The following is an 18,893-nucleotide window of genomic DNA, read 5'->3' as shown; positions in this document are numbered from 1 at the left end:
AATATCAATCAGAGGCGTTCTGTATGGCTGATTTCTAACGATTACGCGGGATCGTTGTCTTTGTCGGTGTACTTCATCAACATCGTAAATGAGCTCAGAACTGCATCGTCAGGTGAATAGCTATGCATTTGTCCGTCCTCATACACGTGGTGCGTCGCGCCAACCAATGCTTCAAAGGGCAAGGGATGCTTGGCATTTGGGTTGTGAAACACCTGTATTTCTTGGGTCCAGTATTCCTCGTAGTTTGGGTCTGCGACGTCCACATGGAACGCCTTTCCAACGACTGCGTTGGGATCAGGATTGTATTTCAATCCAACGCGGAAGTACCCATGGCCATCTGCACCGAAGCCGGCGGCAACCCCCATCCTATCAAATTTTGCGATCGTGCCTGCATTGGAGAAAATTATTGCTGAGACGTTCTCTGCTTCTGGAAGATCAAAGAACCCGGAAGGTACCTTTTTCCCTTTGTATTCGTGCTCACCAATTTCATGAGGTTCGATGATCAACTCATCATCTTCGAAACGCCAAGTCACTCTTGATCCGTAAAGATACTGCCACAAAGCGGACTGCGTGTAGGTCATTGGACCGAGTTCATCTTCCTCGGCCGGTTTGTGAAAATCGGCGATTGCAATTGTGAACGGCTTGCCTTCACTCTCTGGTCGTTCCCAGTAGTGTTGTCCCTCAGCATTCGTCTTGTTCAATTTTGAAGTCAAAGGGCCACCAAATTTCATCGGCATGTAGTCGCGAAGAAATGACTCACGTTCATCTGGTGTTTTGGGGTTCGGATGTTCTTTCAGCGGTCCTCCCTCTGAGGGGGCTACAGTCGTGGCTTCAACAGTGAAATCCAATCCGGGGCCCCGGCAGCGAAAGTCAGGCGCTTCAAGTTGTTCAACATCAAGAGAAAATTCACGAAAAGCGGCCCAAAGAAACAGCTCCCATAGACGTTGATCAAAGCCGTTCGTTTGAAATTCTCGCACGAAATGGGGATCCTTCGGAGCAAGCCAGAGCGCCAACTCTGATACTACTTTTCGGGCCGGCGCGCGCCCTGGCTCATTTGCAAGCAGCAAAAAATATGGATGCAGCTTGTCTTCTCCCAATCCTGCAGGGAGTTCGAATGGATCAAGTGGGCTGTTCGTTTCATCCCCTTGCTCTCCAAATTCAGCGATTTCCCCTTTTTCAATAATATCTGCCATAGCAACTCGGAGTCGCTTTTCAGCGTGAGCTTGATCCCGGATGCTGACATCAAGGGCTGCGCACCGAAATCGACCGATTTTGTCTCTGGCAAGGATCATCCATAAATAATCGTCATCGGTGGCGTCGCGAGCGACCATTCCGAGCAGCGCTTCATCTGCTGAGGCCCACCAGGATAGTTCCTCCGACATGTAGGCAGCTTTGGAATGCCTTGTGCCAGTAGTGTAGAGGTTAAAGCGAGCCCGCTTCATTGGCTTCGAAAATGTTTCAGCCCATTTTTCGCGTTGCCGGCGGCGTTTTGCTTCACCCATTTTCTAATCTTACTCCTATCTGGACAATAACTTTACATGGACTTCTTTTTCACAAGTCTAAGTTCGAATCCTGGTTGATCACAACGTTCCCGGAGTTCGGGGAACTGACTTTTTTGGGGTGCTGCCATCAGTGTTGCGGGAAAATTCGCCTTTTCGCAAATACCTTTTGGGTTGCAACCAGAAACTGTTTCTTGGCCGTTCAAATTCCGCTTTGCGGATTGGTTCTATGAGACAGGTCAGTGTGTCGACGCGCTAGTACATCGGATGCAGGGCGTTGAAGCAATTTGTGAGTGATCGCGCGGCTCGCAGGCACCATCTTCCCCGACAAGTTGGTTCCATCAGAGATGAAAAGGAAACCTGCTATGACCACATATGTTGCAACTGCCCCTGACGGATCGGAACACACCCGCAAGACTGATCGAACCTACACACATGCTGTCCTTTTGGAAGGCAAAGAAGGTTGGACAGTGGTCGGCTTCTGCGGTCGTCTTGACCTCGCCCAAAAGAAGCAAGGCGAGCATCCCGGCAGTATCTTTGTCGAGGTCAGCGAACTCGGTGCGACCGAGGCCGACGAGACCAAGGCCGAGGCTGCCGAAGACGCCGAGCAAGGGAACCAAGAAGCTGAGGGTACAGCCGAGACCGACACGCCAAAGCGGACGATCAGTCGCCTCACTGAGAAGCTGCTGATGGACGAGAATTTGGGTTATGCGGCGATTGTGGATCAGGTCGTGGCCGAGTTCCCAGACGCTAAGACCACTACGCGTTCAGTCGCATCTGTTGCGGCCGTTATGCGAAAGAAGGGTGTGGATGTCCCGGTGCGCAAGAAGTCAAAGGGCTAGGCGTTTGTGTAGTTGGCGGCCTTCGTGGTCGCCGACCCCAGCGGTTTCTTAGGCAGCTTTTCGTGGCGTGATCGTAGCGTGCATCCGTTTTGCCATAAACGACGGAATTCTTTGGCTCAACCTTCGGAGATCATCGCTGTGACAGTCCCTCAGGCGTTTTCCGCTACCGCAAGGACACAATGCGTGTCCTTTAATTTTCTGGCGAGCAAGCAGGTGAAGATAGTCTGCTATGACTTTTGCGTCGGGGGACACGCCGAGAAGATCAGCATAGCTTTCTAAAACGCCGAGAACGCCATGTGATCTTTCACCATAGGGCCAACTGCCATTGACCTCAAAGTGGGTTTGGCTGACGAAATAGTCATGCATCGGTCCAGTGAGAAAGGTCTCAAACCGATGATCTGGTGCCGTCAATAACCACTCCTCCCATACGCCCAGGCAGCAGTTCCCATCCTCTGGAAAAACATGACGATCAGCTATCCGCGGAATACGCCCTCCGGTCTCGAAAACGACTGGTTCCTCAGCGGGAAATCCCGCAGTCACTCCCGCCTGGATTTTGTAGGAATCGAAGACCCCATCTGGCGTATCGATTGGCCCATCGGGTCCACAAGCAAGGAACTGGCCCTCAAGAATAATTAACCTTTCTGTTCGTGAAACGCTCAGCTCTGGCTGATGATGAGCTACTGCCTTTTGCACCTCAGAATAGAGGGCGTCCGGTATCGTCACTCCGCCCAAGGTTTGCCACCACTCCCGCTCTCTTTCCGGGCGTTGACCGCCGACTCCATCCGCGATTGCTTTTCGCTATCTGAGAGTGCGGCTGCTGCTTTCGAGGCAAGGAATGGTGCGGCCAGACCGGCGCCACCAAGAGCGCTCTTGGTTTCAAAGGGAGCACTGGAGCTGTTTGCCGCATTCTTAGAAGCACCGTCAAAAAAGCTATGCCGAAAGACGGTCTTCCAAACCTTGTTGGCGTCTGAATCTGTGATGTCGTCCGCGTCGAGTTTGTCGAGTTCCTTTACGGAGTCCTTAGCCTGGTCGATCAACCGACCAATGCGGTCGGTATCCTTGTCGTCTGATACTTGAACTCCGTTGGCAAACACGGGCGTGTATTTCGAACGCTGTGACAGGCTGCTAAGCGTCTCTCGGAAGGACCTGTCGTCACGGCCGTCATCCGCCGTGTAGCACTCAATGAATAGCGCGGTAGCGACCAAACCGCCGGGAAAAGACCTTTTGAGCCTTGCGGCATGCGTCTTCGAGAAGAACTTACCAAATCTGATGATGCGTCGTAGCTGGTAGCTGCCCGAAGTCTCCGGGCTTTTCCAGGAAACTTCTCGCTCAATCCACTGGTTCATGGCGGCAGGGTCGGAGGCAACCCACTCGTCGCCCGAAGACAGTTCGTAGCGCCAGCCTGCATCGGTCCAGCGCCTACGGAACACAGGGAAATCACACTGATACCCGTCCGCATACACAACCCGGACACACTTTTTCTTAGTCACCGGATCGTTCTTCATATTGGTCGCCTTGCGGGCGATTGCCTGGCGAACCCAATCACGGGTGGTTCTCGGTCCCTTGGCATCGTCCTGATCGAAAACGATGCCAAGGTCGATGTCGTACCGGCTTTCCTGATCGGATTCCGGCGGCTGGGTCATGGTCTTTTGAGCGTAACCACCTTGATTGATGGTTTCTTTGAAGGCTGGCTTTTCCAATTCTTCGAGGCCCTTCTCGATACGTTCGAGATTGGTTTCGCGTCTGCGCTTCATGTCCGCGCGCTGGTCGTTGCTCAGCCGAACTTGTTGGTTGTGAAAGCTGGAAATTCGCTTTGAAAAATCATACATCTTGAGCACCTGCCTCTGTCGTTCCGCTCTATCTGGTGGGCGCACCGACGAAATTCAAGGGGGCTGGGCCAGAAAAGAATCGGAGAACGAATCGTGTATTCACTGTTGCCTTGGAGATGGATTGGTTCCGCTGTCGCGTTGATTGTGGCGGTCTCGCTTTACGCTGACGACATTGGTCTGCTGTTGGACTTCACGGTGACCGATCAGCACCTCATCCGATATCTTCCTCCCGTGCTCTTGGGTTTCCTCGCCGGGTTTTTCGGGCCCACCGGCTACTGGGCACCTTGGCGGATTGTGTGGCGCTGGATACCCGCTCTCAACAGATGGCTACCTGACCTGAATGGAGTATGGCTGGGGACAACTGGCTCTAACTGGCCAACGATCAAGAAGATGCTGGATGGGGCACAGGCCTACTCGGTCATAGACAAAGAAGAGCTGCAGTCAACGCAAGAACAGGTGGATGCTATGGCCGTTCAGGTCACGGCCTCCTTGTTCCGTTTGAAGGTCGAAGCTGGCCTCAGTTCGACCGACGGGCGTTCGCATTCGATTACCGCGAAACCCCATCGGGATCAGCACTCAGGGCGGTTACATCTCACCTACGTATATGAACAGACTTCGCCAAATCCGGCCATCACAGACGAGGAACGGCATATGGGTGCTGCCGATCTGACCATCGACCCCGACAACCTCGACGTAGCTGAAGGAGTGTATTGGACCCGAAGGAATTGGCAGATCGGGCTCAATACAGCAGGACGCCTTGAGCTGCACCGATCCACTCAGCGTAAGGAAAAGGGCAAATCTCTACGTCAATATGCGGCTGAGGAGAAAAAGCGTTTAGAGGTCGAGAGTTAGCGCAAATACATGGCGCCGGGTCACAAATGATCCACCAACACTGATTGAGACAGTGTTTTCTGTACTTATTCTGTACTCGAAAAGAAAAAGGACTTAGCGGGTAAGCGCTAAGTCCTTGAAATCTTTGGCTCCGGCGGTAGGGATCGAACCTACGACCAATTGATTAACAGTCAACTGCTCTACCGCTGAGCTACGCCGGAATGTGAGGCGTCGTATAAGAGTTCTAACTTAGGGCGTCCAGAGGAAAATTCGCCATTCGAACGATTTTTTTACGCTCGAATTCCGTCGGGCCGCGCAGGCAGGATAACAGCGGAAACCCGGAAGCGGGGGAGCATCAGGCGGGGGCAGGGGAGATGCCGGAACTGGCATCAGATTGTGCGGACAGACGGCCGATATTGGGCAGATGCCACAGGCAAGGACAGAGCCGCGTGCTGTGCACATTGAGGCCTAAGAGCCTGTTTTATTGTTTTTTTGAGAATGGCTCCGGCGGTAGGGATCGAACCTACGACCAATTGATTAACAGTCAACTGCTCTACCGCTGAGCTACGCCGGAACGGTCTGTGCCGTATAGCGCCCCCCGGATTGGGCGTCCAGAGGGCGGGGGGCATTTTTTGAAAAAAATTCAGCCGCCGCGCCGCTCGAATACGGCTGCCGCGGAGAGTGTGCCCTGCGGTGCCGCCAGGCCGCGGCCGCTGAGGTCCACCAGATGTGCAAAAACGTTGCGTTCCGCGGCGTTCAGCAGGGATGGCGGTGTTTCGGTGTAAATCTGCTCCGCAAGGGCGCGGGCGGTGGCGGGGGCCTGCGCCAGAGCTTGCAGAATCGCAGCCTCGCGCGATTCCCGGTGCGCGATCAGCCAATCGAGCCGGCCGGCGGGATCGGTGACCGGCGCGCCGTGGCCGGGGTGGAACACCCGCCAGCGGCGCTGCCGCAGGCGGCGGCAGGAGGCCATGAAATCGGTAAGGTCGCCATCCGGCGGCGACACCAGCGAGCTGGCCCAGCCCATCACATGATCCGCGGTGAAGCAGGCATCCCCCCAGGCCAGAGCGATATGGTTGCCAAGGTGGCCGGGTGTGTGAATCACCTCCAGCTCCCAGCCGTCGGCGCTGATCACTTCGCCGTCGCGAACGGTGATGTCCGGGGCAAACTGAGTGTCGATGCCTTCGCCGCCGCCGACCAGCCCGCTGGCGGCAAGACGGGCCATAACGTTACTGCGGCCCGCGCCCGCGCCGCCATAGCCATGAACCGGCACGCCGGTGGCCTGACTCAGGCCGCGTGCAAGGGGAGAGTGATCCAGGTGGCTGTGGGTCACGATGATATGGGTGATCTGCTGGCCGGGCTGGACGGCGGCGAGAATCGCCTCCAGATGCGGCGCGGACTCCGGTCCCGGGTCGATAACGGCCAGGCTGCCGGTGCCAATCAGATAGGTGTTGGTGCCGCGGTAGGTCATCGGCGAGGGATTCGGCGCCAGGATGCGGCGCAGGCCGGGCTCCAGCTCTGTTGCCGCCCCCGGCTGCGGGTTGAAGTCATCTGGTGCCTGCATGGTCTTGCCCCGCTGCTGTTTTCCTGCACTTATGCGCCGCCGGACTGTCTTTCCTCTTTTCCTGACGCCCTATAGGCTTAGCCCATGTCCTTCGATTGGCTCAAACGATATATGCCGCGCAGCCTCTATGCCCGGGCGGCCTTGATCCTGGTGGTGCCGATCGTTGCGCTGCAGATCGTGGTCTCGGTGGTGTTCATCAAGCGGGATCTGGAAGATGTAACGGTGCAGATGACCGCCACCATCCAGCGCGAGCTTGAGCTGCTGCAGCAGGTGGCGGACGCGGCGCCGGACCAGGAGACGGCGCTGGCGCAGATGGCACCGCTGCTGCAGCCGCTGAAAATGCAGGTGCAGTACCTGGCGCCCGGCGCGCCGCTGCCGGAGGATCAGTTCAGCCTGATCGAGTTTTCCGGCCGGGTGGTGCGCGATGAGCTGGAGAAGACTTTCCCGGGTTTTCTGGCGGCGCGGTTCCCGTCAGACCGCAGGGCGCTGGTCTATTTCGGCACTGCTCACGGGCTGGTGGAGCTGAGCTTTGACCGCCGCCGCCTGACCGCTGCGGCACCGCATCAGCTGATCGTCACCATGCTGCTGTTCGGCTTTCTGATGATGCTGATCTCCTTTCTGTATATGCGCAACCAGCTGCGCCCGATCAAACGGCTGGCCAATGCGGCCGAAGCCTTTGGCCGCGGCCGGGTGGTGCCTTATTCGCCCGGCGGCGCCACAGAGGTCCGTGCAGCCGGCAGTGCGTTTCTGGACATGCGGAGCCGGATCGAGCGTCAGATCGAACAGCGCACATTGATACTGACGGGGGTAAGCCACGACCTGCGCACGCCGCTGACCCGGATGAAGCTGGAACTGGCGATGCTGGACGAGGAAGACGCCGCGCCGATGCTGCGCGACGTTGATGAAATGCAGGCGCTGCTGGATGCGTTCCTGGATTTCTCCCGCGGTTCCGCGGTGAGCGAGCCGGAACCGGTCGATCCGCACGAACTGGTCCGCACCATCATTGCCGACTGGCAGCGCCAGGAAACCCAAGTGTCACTGGGCGAGATGAGCGGAGCTGGCGAAGTGATGCTGCGCCGCCAGCCGGTCCGGCGGGCCGTGGAGAATCTGATTTCCAACGCGATGCGCTATGGCACCCAGGCCCGGGTGTCGGTGGCGCTGACGGAGAGGTCCCTGCGTATCCGGGTCGAGGATGACGGGCCGGGCATCCCGCCGGAGCAGCGCGGCGATGCGGTACGGCCCTTTACCCGCCTGGATCCGGCCCGCAATCAGAACCGGGGTTCCGGTGTCGGCCTCGGGCTGGCGATCGTGGCAGATACCGCGCGCGCCCATGGCGGGACGCTCCGGCTGGGGGAAAGCGCCGACTTGGGCGGGTTGCAGGCCGATATCGTCATCGCCCGCTGATCCGGCGGCAGCTGCGGGGTTTTCCGGCTATCTTGGTGTTGCGCAGCACACCGGCTCACCGCACGCCGGCTTTGCCCGGTGTTTTCTCTTTTCCGGTATCACTCTGGCATTGGGGCAGGCTGCCCTGGAGCGAAACTGTGTTTGGAGTCCTCTCATGCCTCAGATTGATCCGTTCGCCAGCCATCGCCGGGGAATGCAAAGCCCGGCCACGCATCACCTGAGCGTCACGCCGCAGAACGCGGTGGATCTGCCGGTCCGCCCGCGGGTGCTGCGTGTGCTCACGTCCGGCGGTCTCAGCCTGCGTGACGAGGCCGGAACGGTCATCACCTGTGCTGTGACGGCCGGGGAGCCATCGGAGTCTCCTCTGTCGGCGTCGAGCGGACGGCACCACCGCAACCGCTGCGGGGTGGTACTGAGGCCGGGGCAGGACCGGCAGAGCAGCGGCGCTGGCATCCCTTGCCAGAACGCCATGCCGCTTGGCCGGGCAGGCAGGCGCAGCGCAGACATGCTTCAGAAGGCGGTATTGCGGAAGTTGATATGGTAGGCCTTAAGGGAGAAAGTTCGAACCAAGTTTTTACTGAACTTTCTAGGTGGGAAGCCGATCTAAAGTCAGTGACTGCTAGGGGTGCTCCGGAGCTAGGATCCGAGCCAAGCGATCAAGTTTGACCGATCAAAGTTTCGTTCCTTTAGCTTCTCCTTTTGATCATTCTTTGGTGACATCCCGCTGTCTCTTCTTCGGTTCTTAGGGCGTTTCGCTCTGCGGGGCCTTGGGGTTCCAACAGCGGAGGTGAGTGTCATGCTTTCCACTTGAGGTTGGGGGCGTCGTGGTTGTACCGAAGGCAATCGCGATGATCGGTTGCGATCAATGTCATGCTGTTGCGCACTTGTTGAAGTGTGAAACATTGACGCGTGTATTACTTGGTCCCCTGATTTTTTTGACAGTATCTTTACGTTGTTGATTTGAAAGGCTATTCACCGCCAGATTGTTGATGGAAGGAGCATGGTTTTGAAACCTAGAATTTTTATTGGTTCGTCACGGGAAGGGGCAAAGTTGGCCGATGCAATCCACTTTAATCTTACCTACGACGCTGAGTGCACCGTGTGGAAGGATGGAGTATTTCAATTGTCGTCGCACACGCTTACGGCTTTAATAACAGCGCTTCGCTCCGCTGACTTTGGCATTTTTGTTTTTTCACCGGACGATGTTACCGTCATGCGAGGCGAAACGCACAACACTGTCCGCGACAATGTTCTTTTCGAACTTGGGATGTTCATAGGCCGTTTAGGTCCAGAACGATGCTTCTTCTTAGTTCCAGATGACTGCTCAGGTCTGAGGTTGCCTAGTGATCTGGCTGGCGTTACACCGGGACGCTACGAAAGTAGGCGCTCTGACAACAACTGGCAGGCTGCACTAAATCCTGCCTGCATGCAAATTCGCAGCCAAGTAGCGTCCTTGAAGTCCTTTCAAGACGCCGTTTCAACAGACGCCTCACCCACTAATCAAAATGGGTGTTCCACTGCGGCACACGAGAGTGAAATAGAGCAGGTTTCAGCTCAGTATTATAAAAGAAGCATCCTAGTTAAAGGTTTGCCAAGGGTTGAAAATGTGAAGATAAAGCCTATCGGAAGTTGGAACAACTCATTGGCGGGATGGGTAGTTCCACGAAGCCGGGAGAAGAAGCTCCTCGAAATATTCCCAAGTCTTGAAATTCTCCCAGCTGACGTTGACTAAAGATAACGGTGTGTTGGCTGCTAGATTTTCTACAGCAGTCTTGGCTCGGTGCGGTATCGCAACGCCATGTCGAAAAGCACCTTTATTCAAAAGCAGGTCTGGATGGCGGCATGGCTGAGGTTCTGCTGGCGTCTAGCCTGCCGGTTGGTGCAGCATGCCATCGCAACTGCGGGGCGAACCAGATCGTCAGCGAGCCACAGCGCTTGAGCGCTTTGTTGCGGGCGGTCAAGCTCCTGGTCTTGTAAGTCTGTGGTGTCGGTCTGCTCATGTAACCCAGCAATCATGCTGGATGCATGACATGAATCCCCCTTAGGGATTTGTGCAATACAGCTCACAAGCTAACAAAAACCTCCGCACGGAGGCTCGCTTCGTTGACGTGTGCGTTGCCAATCGCAAGCAATAGTGGACCACTTCTCAAAGAAAAGTCTGGGGTCATGGACTTTCGGAGCAGTTTAGTGCGTCAGTGTTTCCTCTTGTGGTTGCGTGCAGATGAGCGGAGTGTTTCTACATAGAAGAGAATCGGAATGGGTTGAATGGACAAGAGAATTTTCGACACGCTTCAAGCTCGCACCCCTTGGACGCTTGCTAACCGGGCAATGAAACGGTCGGGGTTGAACGGGGCACAGGGATGGGATGGAGCGATTGAAAAGCACAAAGATGCAGATAATCCAGCCGCCGAAACAACATTGAAGGAACTTCTGAGGCAGCACGCGCTCTGCGGCGAGAAGATGACAAAGTTCTATCCTGCCTCCACCGAAGTTCTAGCTGCTCTGAGAGAGGCAATCGGCAATCTGGAAGTAGCTGACCACCCGTTCACGGCCAGCTTTCCCATGGTTCTTTCTGAAGAGGAGCTACTGCAAACAGACGCCGAGCCGGTACTCGTAAGCGTAGAGAAATCGGATGATGGGATTGGCGCCGTTTTTTCGGCGATGATAAAGCTGACTTCTCGTGAGGAAATTCCTATCGGGGAACTTTTCGAAGACCCGGAGGAAGTCAAGGAGCGCTACGATGAGGTCATCGGTCTCAAGTTCCAAGCAGTTCAACTATTCAACGTCATCTGGGTTCCTCATCACGACGACTTTGTAGAAATTCGAACCGATTTTCCAAAGGGAATGAAGCAAGAGCTAGCACATGAACTGCAGTCTCAGTACAAAAGCATTGCTAACAGCATGCTGCAAGAGCCTGAGCTATCCGATCCACTGGACTTGTTCCCTCTAATTGAGGCTATGTACGAAGATGCGAAGGAAGGTACCGTAGTCGAGCTTAGCTTCAAGACTTCTACAGCCTCTATCAAGAATGAGAAGATGAGACGGACTCGTCTATGTCTAAGGGAAGAACTGTACCATAAGGGTGGTAAGGAAGCCCTTGATACAAAAATCGAGCCTTTTAAAGTCAGTATTAGGTGGGAGTTCCAATCAGAAGGGCAGGACTACCAGCCAGAGCTTACTCTCGCGGGAACTTCTAGAGGTAGGCAAACAGTGGCCGGAGCATCCAAGGGGCAACTTGTGTCGGGTGCAGTTATCAAGAACTGCATCGGTAGTGTGGACTATGAACACGTTAAGGAGCGTTTGGTACATCACCTCAGCAAAATTGAGGAAGAACAACCGGACTTAGTTGAGTAACCGTGGACCGTAGTGAGATCACCGCAGGTATTAAACAATACTGGGGGCAGACGCCCGCCGGTGATCTCAGCTTATTGCTGGTTGATCGCATTCTTTCGATACGCCCAGAGGCCGCTGCTGCGCTGTCCTATCGAAATCTGATCGACTTAGCCGAATTAGACGCACTTTCAACAGAACTTCTCGCTGCTGTGAATATTTTGACTACCTCAGAATTCGCGATTCTGGATGCAGGGGGATTTTTTGTCGACTCTGATGACGAAAGCTATGAATTGACCTCTGAAGATTTCGATCGAGTTGTTAGAGAGAATGTTTTGGTGCATCCAGTTCGAGGGGAGTTGGTGGAAGACCCAGCCTCTAAAGTTTCTCCCTTTTTTTCCCTTAAAGAGGAAGTGCACGACGGGAGTAAAACGTCGTGACTAGTGATATTACAGTGAGCACACTTCTTTTGCACCAGCAAGGGACAGCAATTGAAGCTGCCAACTTATACACATTAGCGCAATCCCATGATGCCAGATTGCAAGCGGTAAGGAAGGTTCTAGATTTCGCGTGCAATGAGCTTGAAATCAATAAGCACCTGAAGCAAGATCTTAGTGAAGATCAGTTGACAATTGAAATTTGCCAGTTTTTAAGTGCGCTGGGTTTTCAGCCCAGACATGATGAGCAGGTTGGCGGGCACTGTGATATAGTCGTCCGTGGGAAAGATATGTTCCTATGGTTGGCTGAGGCAAAATGGCACAACAGTTACGGCTGGCTGGATAAGGGTTTTAAGCAGCTTTCAACTCGATACTCTACGGGTGTTTCGGGGCAAGATCAGGCTGAAGTCGTGATCTACTGTAAAAACAAAGACGCCGTTGCAATGATGCAAAAATGGCGTAAAGAACTGTCCTCTAGAAATGGCGACATTAAAACATTCGATAGCGAAGGTGAAAACCCCTTAGAGTTTTGGTCAGAACACTCTCACGTGGCTTCTGGTATGACTTTTAAAGTTCGTCATAAAGCCGTGGTATTGTATCATCAGCCAGTCGATAATGTATCCGCGTAAATCGTTGCAGGCTGATCGTGGGCTTCCTTCAATGAGGTGGCGACACGATTTATGAGGTCAGTGTGCCTCCTATGGTGTTCCGACTCTGATTGGCGGAAATTCTCTAAATACCATTTAGGATCACAATTTCATGAGTGATTTGACCTTAAAGAAAAAGTTGTGATTTTTCATATCCTTGACTCAAGTATGACGGCGGCAGACACTGTTGCTGCTATCTGGTTTTGAAGTCTACGTGGAAGTTGGCGGTTCGAACTATGAGTAAGGCGCCGAAGACAGATTCGAACTACGAGTTCGAACCTACTGCAATAAGTCGTGAGTGCATGAACTCACTTCGCTCAATAGCTGATGCTTTTGTCGACCTAAGCTTTGGAAATCTGCAAACAGGCTTTTCCGATAAAAAGGTCAGGGATGACATTAGGCAGTTCTTCGAATCTTCTTCGCAGGCGCAGAGGAGGAGAAGATGGAGAACTTTTCAAAGAAAAGCAGGGTGCAGAAATGTTTGATTTACTGCCGTGTCTCTTCAAGGAAGCAAGAGCGAGAGGGGTCAGGTCTTTCAGGGCAAGAACGAAGTTGTCGAGACTATGCCAAGTTAAAAGGGTATAGGGTTGTCGAATTCATAGATGATGTGTTTTCTGGAGCCTATTCTGATCGCCCGGGTGTTAAGAGGTTAGAGCAATTTCTTACAAGGGTGAACCCTAAGGAATATGTGGTGATTGTATACGACATTTCGAGGTTTGCCCGGGACATTGTTGCTCATAGAGCGGTTCGAAACTTAATTGGGTCCACGGGCGCAGGCATAGAAAGTCCAAATGTTGTGTTTGGCCATGATGCGAGTTCTCGGTTTGCTGAAGAGGTTCAAGCTCTTTTTGCGCAGTACGAAAGAGAGAGGATAGTCGAAACAGCGAAAAGTCGGTCGCTTGCTAGACTTAGAAACGGTTATTGGGTTTTTCCAAAACCTCCCGGATACAAGTACGAAAAGGATATTGGGGGCGGGAAGATTCTAGTAAGGGATGAACCTGTGGCCACAATTGTTGAAAATGTCCTGAATGGTTTCGCATCGGGTCGTTTCCAGTCTCAGGCCGAAATACAACGTTACCTAGACGCGAATCCAGGCTTTCCCAAGGCGCGTGCGAGTAAATCGATAAAGATTGATCTTGTAGCAAGAATGCTGAAAAATCTCCTTTACGCAGGCTACCTCCAGCAGAAGAAGTGGGGCGTACCTCTCACCAAGGCAAAGCACGAAGCGCTGATCACTTACGAGACCTTTCAGGTTATTCAATCGCGTCTTAATGAACGAGCAGTCGCTCCGGCTCGACCGAACATCAAACGTGATTTTGTCCTAAGTGGTGTCATGAAATGCGGAAATTGTGGGAGAAGTATTACCTACTGTTGGTCAAGAAGCCACTCGGGTAAAAAATACCCATACTACCTATGCCCCAATCGTACTTGTCCTGATGGGGGGAAGTCGATCCGACGTGGCAAACTTGAACGGGAGTTCGAAGAAATCCTGCGTGGCCTGTCGCCGTCCGAGGAAGTGTTCGAAGTTGCGGAAAGGGTTTTTCGATCCGCATGGAAGACACGAGTTGAAAAGTTCGCGGTGGAAACTAGGAAACTGCGAAAGCGCTCCAACCAGATCGATCAAGAGATTGAAGAGCTAGTAAAGTTGGTAACAGGCAACCCCACCAGCCCAGTCGTGGGAGCCTACGAAAGGAAGATAGTCGATCTGCACTCCGAAAAGGCTTTAATCGACGAAAGGGCCGAGAGTGTGTGTCAGCCTTCCACTGACTTTGACGAAATGTTCGAACTCTCAATGGCGTTTCTGTCAAGCCCTTATGATGTGTGGAAAAATTGCGGTTACACTGTAAGAAGAATGATCCTTCGGTTGGTTTTTCCACACCGAATTGTCTTCAGTCTAAATGAAGGGCTTCGAACCCCAGAAACCACCTTTCCGTTCAAGGTTTTAACGTTTCTGAGGCAGGCAAATTTCAGGTTGGTAGGCCCGGCAGGATTCGAACCTGCAACCAAAGCGTTATGAGCGCTCTGCTCTAACCGTTGAGCTACAGGCCCGCCACAGACCCGTGGTTAGAAAATGGCGGGCAGGAGGTCAAGCGGCGATTGCACCGCAGCGCCTTGGCCGCGGCCTTCTGTGCCGGGATGCAATCGCTTGTTTCCTTCTGTTCCGCCTTGCGCTAAAGGCTGCCGCAACGTGTTGGAAGGAGCCAGATGATGACCAGCGGCAAGAACGGCCTGACCTATGCAGACGCAGGTGTGGACATTGATGCGGGCAACGCCCTGGTCGACCGGATCAAACCGGCCGCCAAGCGCACCAACCGCCCCGGCGTGGCCAGCGGGCTGGGCGGATTTGGCGCCCTGTTCGATCTGAAAGCCGCCGGTTACAACGACCCGATCCTGGTCGGGGCAACCGATGGTGTCGGCACCAAGCTGCGGATTGCCATCGACACAGGCGTGGTGGACGGCGTCGGCATCGACCTGGTGGCGATGTGTGTCAATGACTTGGTCTGCCAAGGTGCCGAGCCGCTGTTCTTCCTCGACTATTTCGCCACCGGCAAGCTGGAAACCGATGTGGCGGCCCGCATTATCGAGGGCATCGCCGAGGGCTGCGTGCGCTCCGGTTGCGCGCTGATCGGTGGTGAGACCGCGGAAATGCCCGGCATGTATCCAGAGGGCGACTTTGACCTTGCAGGCTTTGCCGTTGGCGCGATGGAACGCGGCACCGCGCTGCCCGAAGGCGTGGCAGAGGGCGACGTGCTGCTGGGGCTGGCCTCTGACGGTGTGCATTCCAACGGCTATTCTCTGGTGCGCAAGCTGGTCGAGGTCTCCGGCCTGGGCTGGGACGCAGATTGCCCGTTCGGCGAGGGTTCCCTGGGCGAAGCGCTGCTGACCCCGACGCGCCTTTATGTAAAGCAGTGCCTGGCGGCGGTGCGGGCAGGGGGCGTGCATGCGCTGGCCCATATCACCGGCGGCGGGCTGACCGAAAACCTGCCCCGCGTGCTGCCCGAAGATCTGGGCGCCGATATCGACTTGAACGCCTGGGGCCTGCCGCCCGTGTTCAAATGGATGGCAGAAACCGGCGGCATTGCCGAAGCGGAAATGCTGAAGACCTTCAACTGCGGCATCGGCATGATCCTGTCCGTCTCCGCGGACCGCGCCGATGAGCTGGTGCAGGTTCTGGAAGCCGAGGGCGAGACCGTTGCCCGCCTGGGCACCGTCACCAAAGGCGCCGGTATGCGCTATGCGGGCAAGCTGCTGTGAGCCACAAGAAGGTCGCGATCCTGATTTCCGGCGGCGGCTCCAACATGGTGTCGCTGCTGGATAGCATGACCGGGGACCATCCGGCACGGCCCTGTCTGGTCCTGTCTAACAACGCCGATGCCGGGGGGCTGGCCAAGGCCGCCGCCGCAGGCGTGGCCACCGCCGTGGTGGATCACCGCCCCTTCAACGGCGACCGCGAGGCCTTTGAGGCCGAACTGGTGAAGCCAATCTTCGAGGTGGGCGCTGACATCGTCTGTCTGGCCGGGTTCATGCGGGTTCTGACCGCGGGCTTTGTGTCGCAGTTCGAAGGCCGGATGCTGAACATCCACCCGTCGCTGCTGCCCAAATACAAGGGCCTCCACACACACGCCCGCGCCTTGGAGGCAGGCGACGCTGAGCACGGCTGCACCGTGCATGAGGTGACACCGCGTCTGGACGACGGCCCGGTTCTGGGTCAGGCCCGGGTGCCGGTTCTGCCCGGCGACACGCCGGACACGCTGGCGGCGCGGGTGCTGGTGCAAGAGCACAAGCTGTACCCGGCCGTGCTGCGCCGCTTTGCCGCTGGCGACAAGACTCCGGTTCAACTGGCCTAGCGTCTGTCTTGAACGGCTGCGCTGTTGCCATGCCAGTCCAGCGGATTTTGCGCCGGGGCCGGGGCCATAAGCGCGGGCAGGCCAAACAGAACCAGCAAAGCAGCAGCCGCGAGCAGCGGAATCAACTTGCGAAACGGTGCAGCTCCTGCGGTTTTTGCGGGGGAAAGGTCGAGTGCAGTCATCGGTCATTCTCCTGTTTGCGATGCTCAGCTAATTTAGGAACTGCACACGCATCAGAAAAATGAATGTTTGGCGAAATAATATCACAAACCGTGAAGTCTTGTTGTGCCGGAGCGCCAGTGGCTGTGCTGCTTGCAGCGCAAATCCACGGCAGCCGCGGCACCTGTTTGCATTGCCCGGAACAAGCGCGTATCACGGCCCGGCCCACGTGAGATTGAAAAGCGGTATTTGATGAAAACCCTGACCACCACCGAAGAACTGCAGGCATTTTGCGATGCTGCCGCACAATATCCCTATGTCACGGTGGATACCGAATTTCTGCGTGAACGGACCTATTACTCCAAGCTCTGCCTGATCCAGCTGGCCTTTTCCGGCGACGGGGAAAACGACGCGGTGCTGGTCGACCCGCTGACCGATGGCATCTCGCTGGAGCCGCTTTATGCGCTGTTCCGCAATGAGAACGTGGTCAAGGTGTTCCATGCGGCGCGCCAGGATCTGGAGATTTTCTGGGTCGAGGCCAGCGTCTTTCCCAAGCCGCTGTTTGACACCCAGGTTGCGGCGATGGTCTGCGGCTTTGGCGAGCAGGCGGGCTATGAAACCCTGGTGCGCAAGATCGTCAAACAGGGGCTGGACAAAACCTCGCGCTTTACTGACTGGTCGCGCCGCCCGCTGAGCGAGGCGCAGAAGACATATGCGCTGGCGGATGTGACCCATCTGCGCAAGATCTATGAATTTCTGGCAGCCGAGCTGGAAAAGAGCGGCCGGTCCCATTGGGTGGCGGAAGAGTTGCAGGTGCTGACCGACCCGGCGACCTATGACATCCAGCCGCAGGACGCGTGGAAGCGGGTCAAGACCCGCACCAATTCGGGCAAGTTCCTGGCGGTGGTTCGCGAGCTGGCGGCGTTCCGCGAAACCTACGCGCAGAGCAACAACGTGCCGCGCAACCGGGTGTTCAAGGATGACGCGCTGGTAGAGCTGGCCTCTACCAAACCGCGCACCGCGGCAGAGCTTGGCGGCTCCCGTCTGCTGCTGCGCGAGGCCCGCAAAGGCGCGATTGCCGAAGGCATCCTGGAAGCGGTGGCCAAGGGCGTCAGCTGCCCGCCTGAAAATTTCCCCCGCCTGGACCGCAGCAAGGAAAAGCTGCAGGTGAACCCGGCGCTGGCGGATCTTCTGCGGGTGCTCCTGAAGGCCAAGACCGAGGCTGAAGGCGTGGCCGCCAAGCTTATTGCGCCGAGTTCCGACCTGGACGCTATTGCCGCGGGTTTGCGCGATGTGCCGGCCCTCAGCGGCTGGCGCCGCGAAGTGTTCGGCGCGGATGCGCTGCGGCTGTGCGAAGGCAAAATCGGCCTTGCTGCCAAGGGGCAGGCGGTGCAGGTTGTGGAGCTGTAATCCAGCCCGCAGCCGCACAAAAGAAACGCCCGCAGATGCGGGCGTTTTTCGTTTCCGGTCCGTCTGCAACTCGCTGCGTCAACGGCGGCGGCTTTCCCGTGCGTTCTCTGCGCCGTTCACGCGGACCAGACGGATTGCCTCAAGATCCTGATTCGACAGCGTTCGGGCGGCGTGCAGAGTGCGGCTGAATTCGCTGCCCTTCAGGGTCGCTTCCTCCGGATAGACCACGCGGAAGTCATAGGCCAGGACGCCGTCCTCTGCTGTCTCCGCCTTGCGCAGCTCGACATCAAATGCGCCCTGGCGCGCGGCAACGCCTGAGGCATGGATGATGGCCCCGGAGGCGGTGCGCTCAATCTGCAGCCCGGTGACCTGGCTGATCAGGACGCTTTTGTCCTCTGGCGGCTTCTTGGCGAAAATCCCGCGCGCGTTGCTTTCCTGCGGCAGCAGCGGGTTGGTGCCCTCCGGCACAGTTGCCTCTGCGGGGGCGGATCTGCCGAACCAGTTGGTGGGGTTGACCCGCGAGTCCTTCCAGCTGCCGCAGCCGGCCAGCACCAGCGTTGCGGCCAATGTGAGAGCCAATGGTTTGTGCATCTGTCCCCGCCCATTCAAAATGTCTTTGCAAGGGATTACCCGATTGGCCGAAGCTTGAAAAGCTGTTGAAATGGGGCGGGCAGGGGCTTAGGTGCTGATCAGCCCCGGAATGCGGATTTTGAGGATAGACGGACGATGGCCACAGCCGCCTTTGAAGAGATCGTGGAAGACTTCGAGTTCATGGAGGACTGGGAGGACCGCTACCGCCATGTGATCGACCTGGGCAAGGCGATGGAGCCGCTGGACGACGCGCTGAAGGTGCCCGCCACCAAGGTCGACGGCTGCGCCAGCCAGGTCTGGCTGCATGCCACAGTCGAAGGCGGGGTGTTCCGCTTCGATGGAGACAGCGACGCGATGATCGTGCGCGGGCTGATTGCGGTGCTGCGCAAGCTGTACAACGGCCTGCCCCTGCAGCAGGTGGCGTCGGTGGATGCCAAGGCGGAACTGGGTCGGCTGGAGCTGAATGAACATCTGTCCTCGCAGCGCTCCAACGGCCTCAGGGCGA

At 56.1% G+C, this 18,893-nt stretch carries 18 protein-coding genes, 3 tRNA genes and 2 pseudogenes; 13 read left to right on the top strand and 10 right to left on the bottom strand.

All coding sequences use genetic code 11. The features are described 5' to 3' along the window. Window positions 1-41: 41 nt before the first annotated feature. Complete coding sequence (locus ACTRWG_RS16815; protein ID WP_462829653.1) at window positions 42-1,502, bottom strand: hypothetical protein; 1,461 nt, start codon at window positions 1,500-1,502, stop codon at window positions 42-44. 362 nt (window positions 1,503-1,864) lie between these two features. Between ACTRWG_RS16815 and ACTRWG_RS16810 the strand changes: the two genes are divergently transcribed. After that, window positions 1,865-2,341 carry a hypothetical protein gene (locus tag ACTRWG_RS16810; RefSeq protein WP_036797519.1) on the top strand — a complete coding sequence of 159 codons (477 nt, stop codon included), beginning with the start codon at window positions 1,865-1,867 and terminating at the stop codon, window positions 2,339-2,341. 48 nt (window positions 2,342-2,389) lie between these two features. Here the strand turns inward: ACTRWG_RS16810 and ACTRWG_RS16805 are convergent, their stop codons facing one another. Further along, entirely contained in the window at window positions 2,390-3,064 is a 675-nt protein-coding gene (locus ACTRWG_RS16805) for an SEC-C metal-binding domain-containing protein (protein WP_154667815.1), read from the bottom strand. Next, complete coding sequence (locus tag ACTRWG_RS16800) at window positions 3,061-4,170, bottom strand: cyclic GMP-AMP synthase DncV-like nucleotidyltransferase (RefSeq protein WP_027237375.1); 1,110 nt, start codon at window positions 4,168-4,170, stop codon at window positions 3,061-3,063. The genes ACTRWG_RS16805 and ACTRWG_RS16800 overlap by 4 nt, the downstream gene beginning before the upstream one ends. A gap of 93 nt (window positions 4,171-4,263) precedes the next feature. On the opposite strand from ACTRWG_RS16800, the gene ACTRWG_RS16795 reads away from it, so the two are divergent. Continuing rightward, on the top strand, window positions 4,264-5,022 hold the full coding sequence (locus ACTRWG_RS16795) for a Cap15 family cyclic dinucleotide receptor domain-containing protein (RefSeq protein WP_154667816.1): 759 nt from the start codon (window positions 4,264-4,266) through the stop codon (window positions 5,020-5,022). A 125-nt stretch (window positions 5,023-5,147) separates the two neighbouring features. Here the strand turns inward: ACTRWG_RS16795 and ACTRWG_RS16790 are convergent. The 3 genes from ACTRWG_RS16790 to ACTRWG_RS16780 form a co-directional block, all read right to left on the bottom strand. Continuing rightward, window positions 5,148-5,222, bottom strand: a tRNA-Asn gene (locus tag ACTRWG_RS16790). Between the two features lie 278 nt (window positions 5,223-5,500). Next, window positions 5,501-5,575 (bottom strand) — tRNA-Asn (locus ACTRWG_RS16785). Window positions 5,576-5,644: 69 nt separating this feature from the next. Next, window positions 5,645-6,562: an MBL fold metallo-hydrolase gene (locus ACTRWG_RS16780; RefSeq protein WP_462829650.1), complete on the bottom strand. Its 918-nt coding sequence runs from the start codon at window positions 6,560-6,562 to the stop codon at window positions 5,645-5,647. Window positions 6,563-6,646: 84 nt separating this feature from the next. Here ACTRWG_RS16780 and ACTRWG_RS16775 point away from each other — a divergent pair, with 84 nt between their 5' ends. From ACTRWG_RS16775 to ACTRWG_RS16765, 3 genes and pseudogenes are all read left to right on the top strand, one after another. Further along, window positions 6,647-7,966 carry an ATP-binding protein gene (locus ACTRWG_RS16775; protein WP_462829649.1) on the top strand — a complete coding sequence of 440 codons (1,320 nt, stop codon included), beginning with the start codon at window positions 6,647-6,649 and terminating at the stop codon, window positions 7,964-7,966. Between the two features lie 154 nt (window positions 7,967-8,120). After that, a pseudogene (locus ACTRWG_RS16770) lies at window positions 8,121-8,382 on the top strand (spike base protein, RCAP_Rcc01079 family). A 590-nt stretch (window positions 8,383-8,972) separates the two neighbouring features. Further along, window positions 8,973-9,698, top strand: a complete 726-nt coding sequence (locus tag ACTRWG_RS16765; protein ID WP_161631100.1) for a TIR domain-containing protein — start codon at window positions 8,973-8,975, stop codon at window positions 9,696-9,698. An 89-nt stretch (window positions 9,699-9,787) separates the two neighbouring features. Here ACTRWG_RS16765 and ACTRWG_RS16760 read toward each other — a convergent pair. Further along, window positions 9,788-9,966, bottom strand: a pseudogene (locus ACTRWG_RS16760) (IS5/IS1182 family transposase); the annotation flags it as partial. Between the two features lie 265 nt (window positions 9,967-10,231). Here ACTRWG_RS16760 and ACTRWG_RS16755 point away from each other — a divergent pair. The 4 genes from ACTRWG_RS16755 to ACTRWG_RS16740 all read left to right on the top strand — a co-directional run bounded on the left by ACTRWG_RS16755 (window position 10,232) and on the right by ACTRWG_RS16740 (window position 14,397). After that, window positions 10,232-11,320, top strand: a complete 1,089-nt coding sequence (locus ACTRWG_RS16755) for a hypothetical protein (protein WP_036797521.1) — start codon at window positions 10,232-10,234, stop codon at window positions 11,318-11,320. 2 nt (window positions 11,321-11,322) lie between these two features. After that, complete coding sequence (locus ACTRWG_RS16750; RefSeq protein ID WP_036797523.1) at window positions 11,323-11,736, top strand: hypothetical protein; 414 nt, start codon at window positions 11,323-11,325, stop codon at window positions 11,734-11,736. After that, a complete protein-coding gene (locus ACTRWG_RS16745; protein WP_154667817.1) occupies window positions 11,733-12,362 on the top strand; it encodes a hypothetical protein in 630 nt (209 codons plus the stop codon). The genes ACTRWG_RS16750 and ACTRWG_RS16745 overlap by 4 nt, the downstream gene beginning before the upstream one ends. Before the next feature lie 460 nt (window positions 12,363-12,822). Continuing rightward, on the top strand, window positions 12,823-14,397 hold the full coding sequence (locus ACTRWG_RS16740) for a recombinase family protein (protein ID WP_409359729.1): 1,575 nt from the start codon (window positions 12,823-12,825) through the stop codon (window positions 14,395-14,397). On the opposite strand, the gene ACTRWG_RS16735 is transcribed toward ACTRWG_RS16740, so the two are convergent. Next, window positions 14,354-14,429: transfer RNA gene (locus tag ACTRWG_RS16735), tRNA-Ile, on the bottom strand. The genes ACTRWG_RS16740 and ACTRWG_RS16735 overlap by 44 nt on opposite strands. 159 nt (window positions 14,430-14,588) lie before the next feature. Between ACTRWG_RS16735 and purM the strand changes: the two genes are divergently transcribed. Both purM and purN read left to right on the top strand, forming a co-directional pair. Continuing rightward, window positions 14,589-15,635 (top strand): phosphoribosylformylglycinamidine cyclo-ligase, encoded by a 1,047-nt coding sequence (gene purM / locus ACTRWG_RS16730; protein WP_462829647.1) that lies wholly within the window; start codon window positions 14,589-14,591, stop codon window positions 15,633-15,635. Further along, on the top strand, window positions 15,632-16,228 hold the full coding sequence (gene purN / locus ACTRWG_RS16725; protein ID WP_462829645.1) for a phosphoribosylglycinamide formyltransferase: 597 nt from the start codon (window positions 15,632-15,634) through the stop codon (window positions 16,226-16,228). The genes purM and purN overlap by 4 nt, the downstream gene beginning before the upstream one ends. On the opposite strand, the gene ACTRWG_RS16720 is transcribed toward purN, so the two are convergent. Further along, on the bottom strand, window positions 16,225-16,410 hold the full coding sequence (locus tag ACTRWG_RS16720; protein WP_027237382.1) for a hypothetical protein: 186 nt from the start codon (window positions 16,408-16,410) through the stop codon (window positions 16,225-16,227). The two genes, purN and ACTRWG_RS16720, sit on opposite strands and share 4 nt — an antisense overlap. Before the next feature lie 229 nt (window positions 16,411-16,639). On the opposite strand from ACTRWG_RS16720, the gene rnd reads away from it, so the two are divergent. Next, window positions 16,640-17,797, top strand: a complete 1,158-nt coding sequence (gene rnd / locus ACTRWG_RS16715) for a ribonuclease D (protein ID WP_462829644.1) — start codon at window positions 16,640-16,642, stop codon at window positions 17,795-17,797. Window positions 17,798-17,875: 78 nt separating this feature from the next. On the opposite strand, the gene ACTRWG_RS16710 is transcribed toward rnd, so the two are convergent. Continuing rightward, complete coding sequence (locus tag ACTRWG_RS16710) at window positions 17,876-18,388, bottom strand: hypothetical protein (protein WP_462829643.1); 513 nt, start codon at window positions 18,386-18,388, stop codon at window positions 17,876-17,878. A 135-nt stretch (window positions 18,389-18,523) separates the two neighbouring features. Between ACTRWG_RS16710 and ACTRWG_RS16705 the strand changes: the two genes are divergently transcribed. After that, window positions 18,524-18,893: SufE family protein (locus tag ACTRWG_RS16705; protein ID WP_462829642.1), on the top strand; the 370-nt coding region annotated here is incomplete at its 3' end.

The organism is Leisingera sp. G5_S3_59_S7, from assembly GCF_054968485.1.
This window is presented reverse-complemented; position numbering and strand designations above follow the sequence as displayed.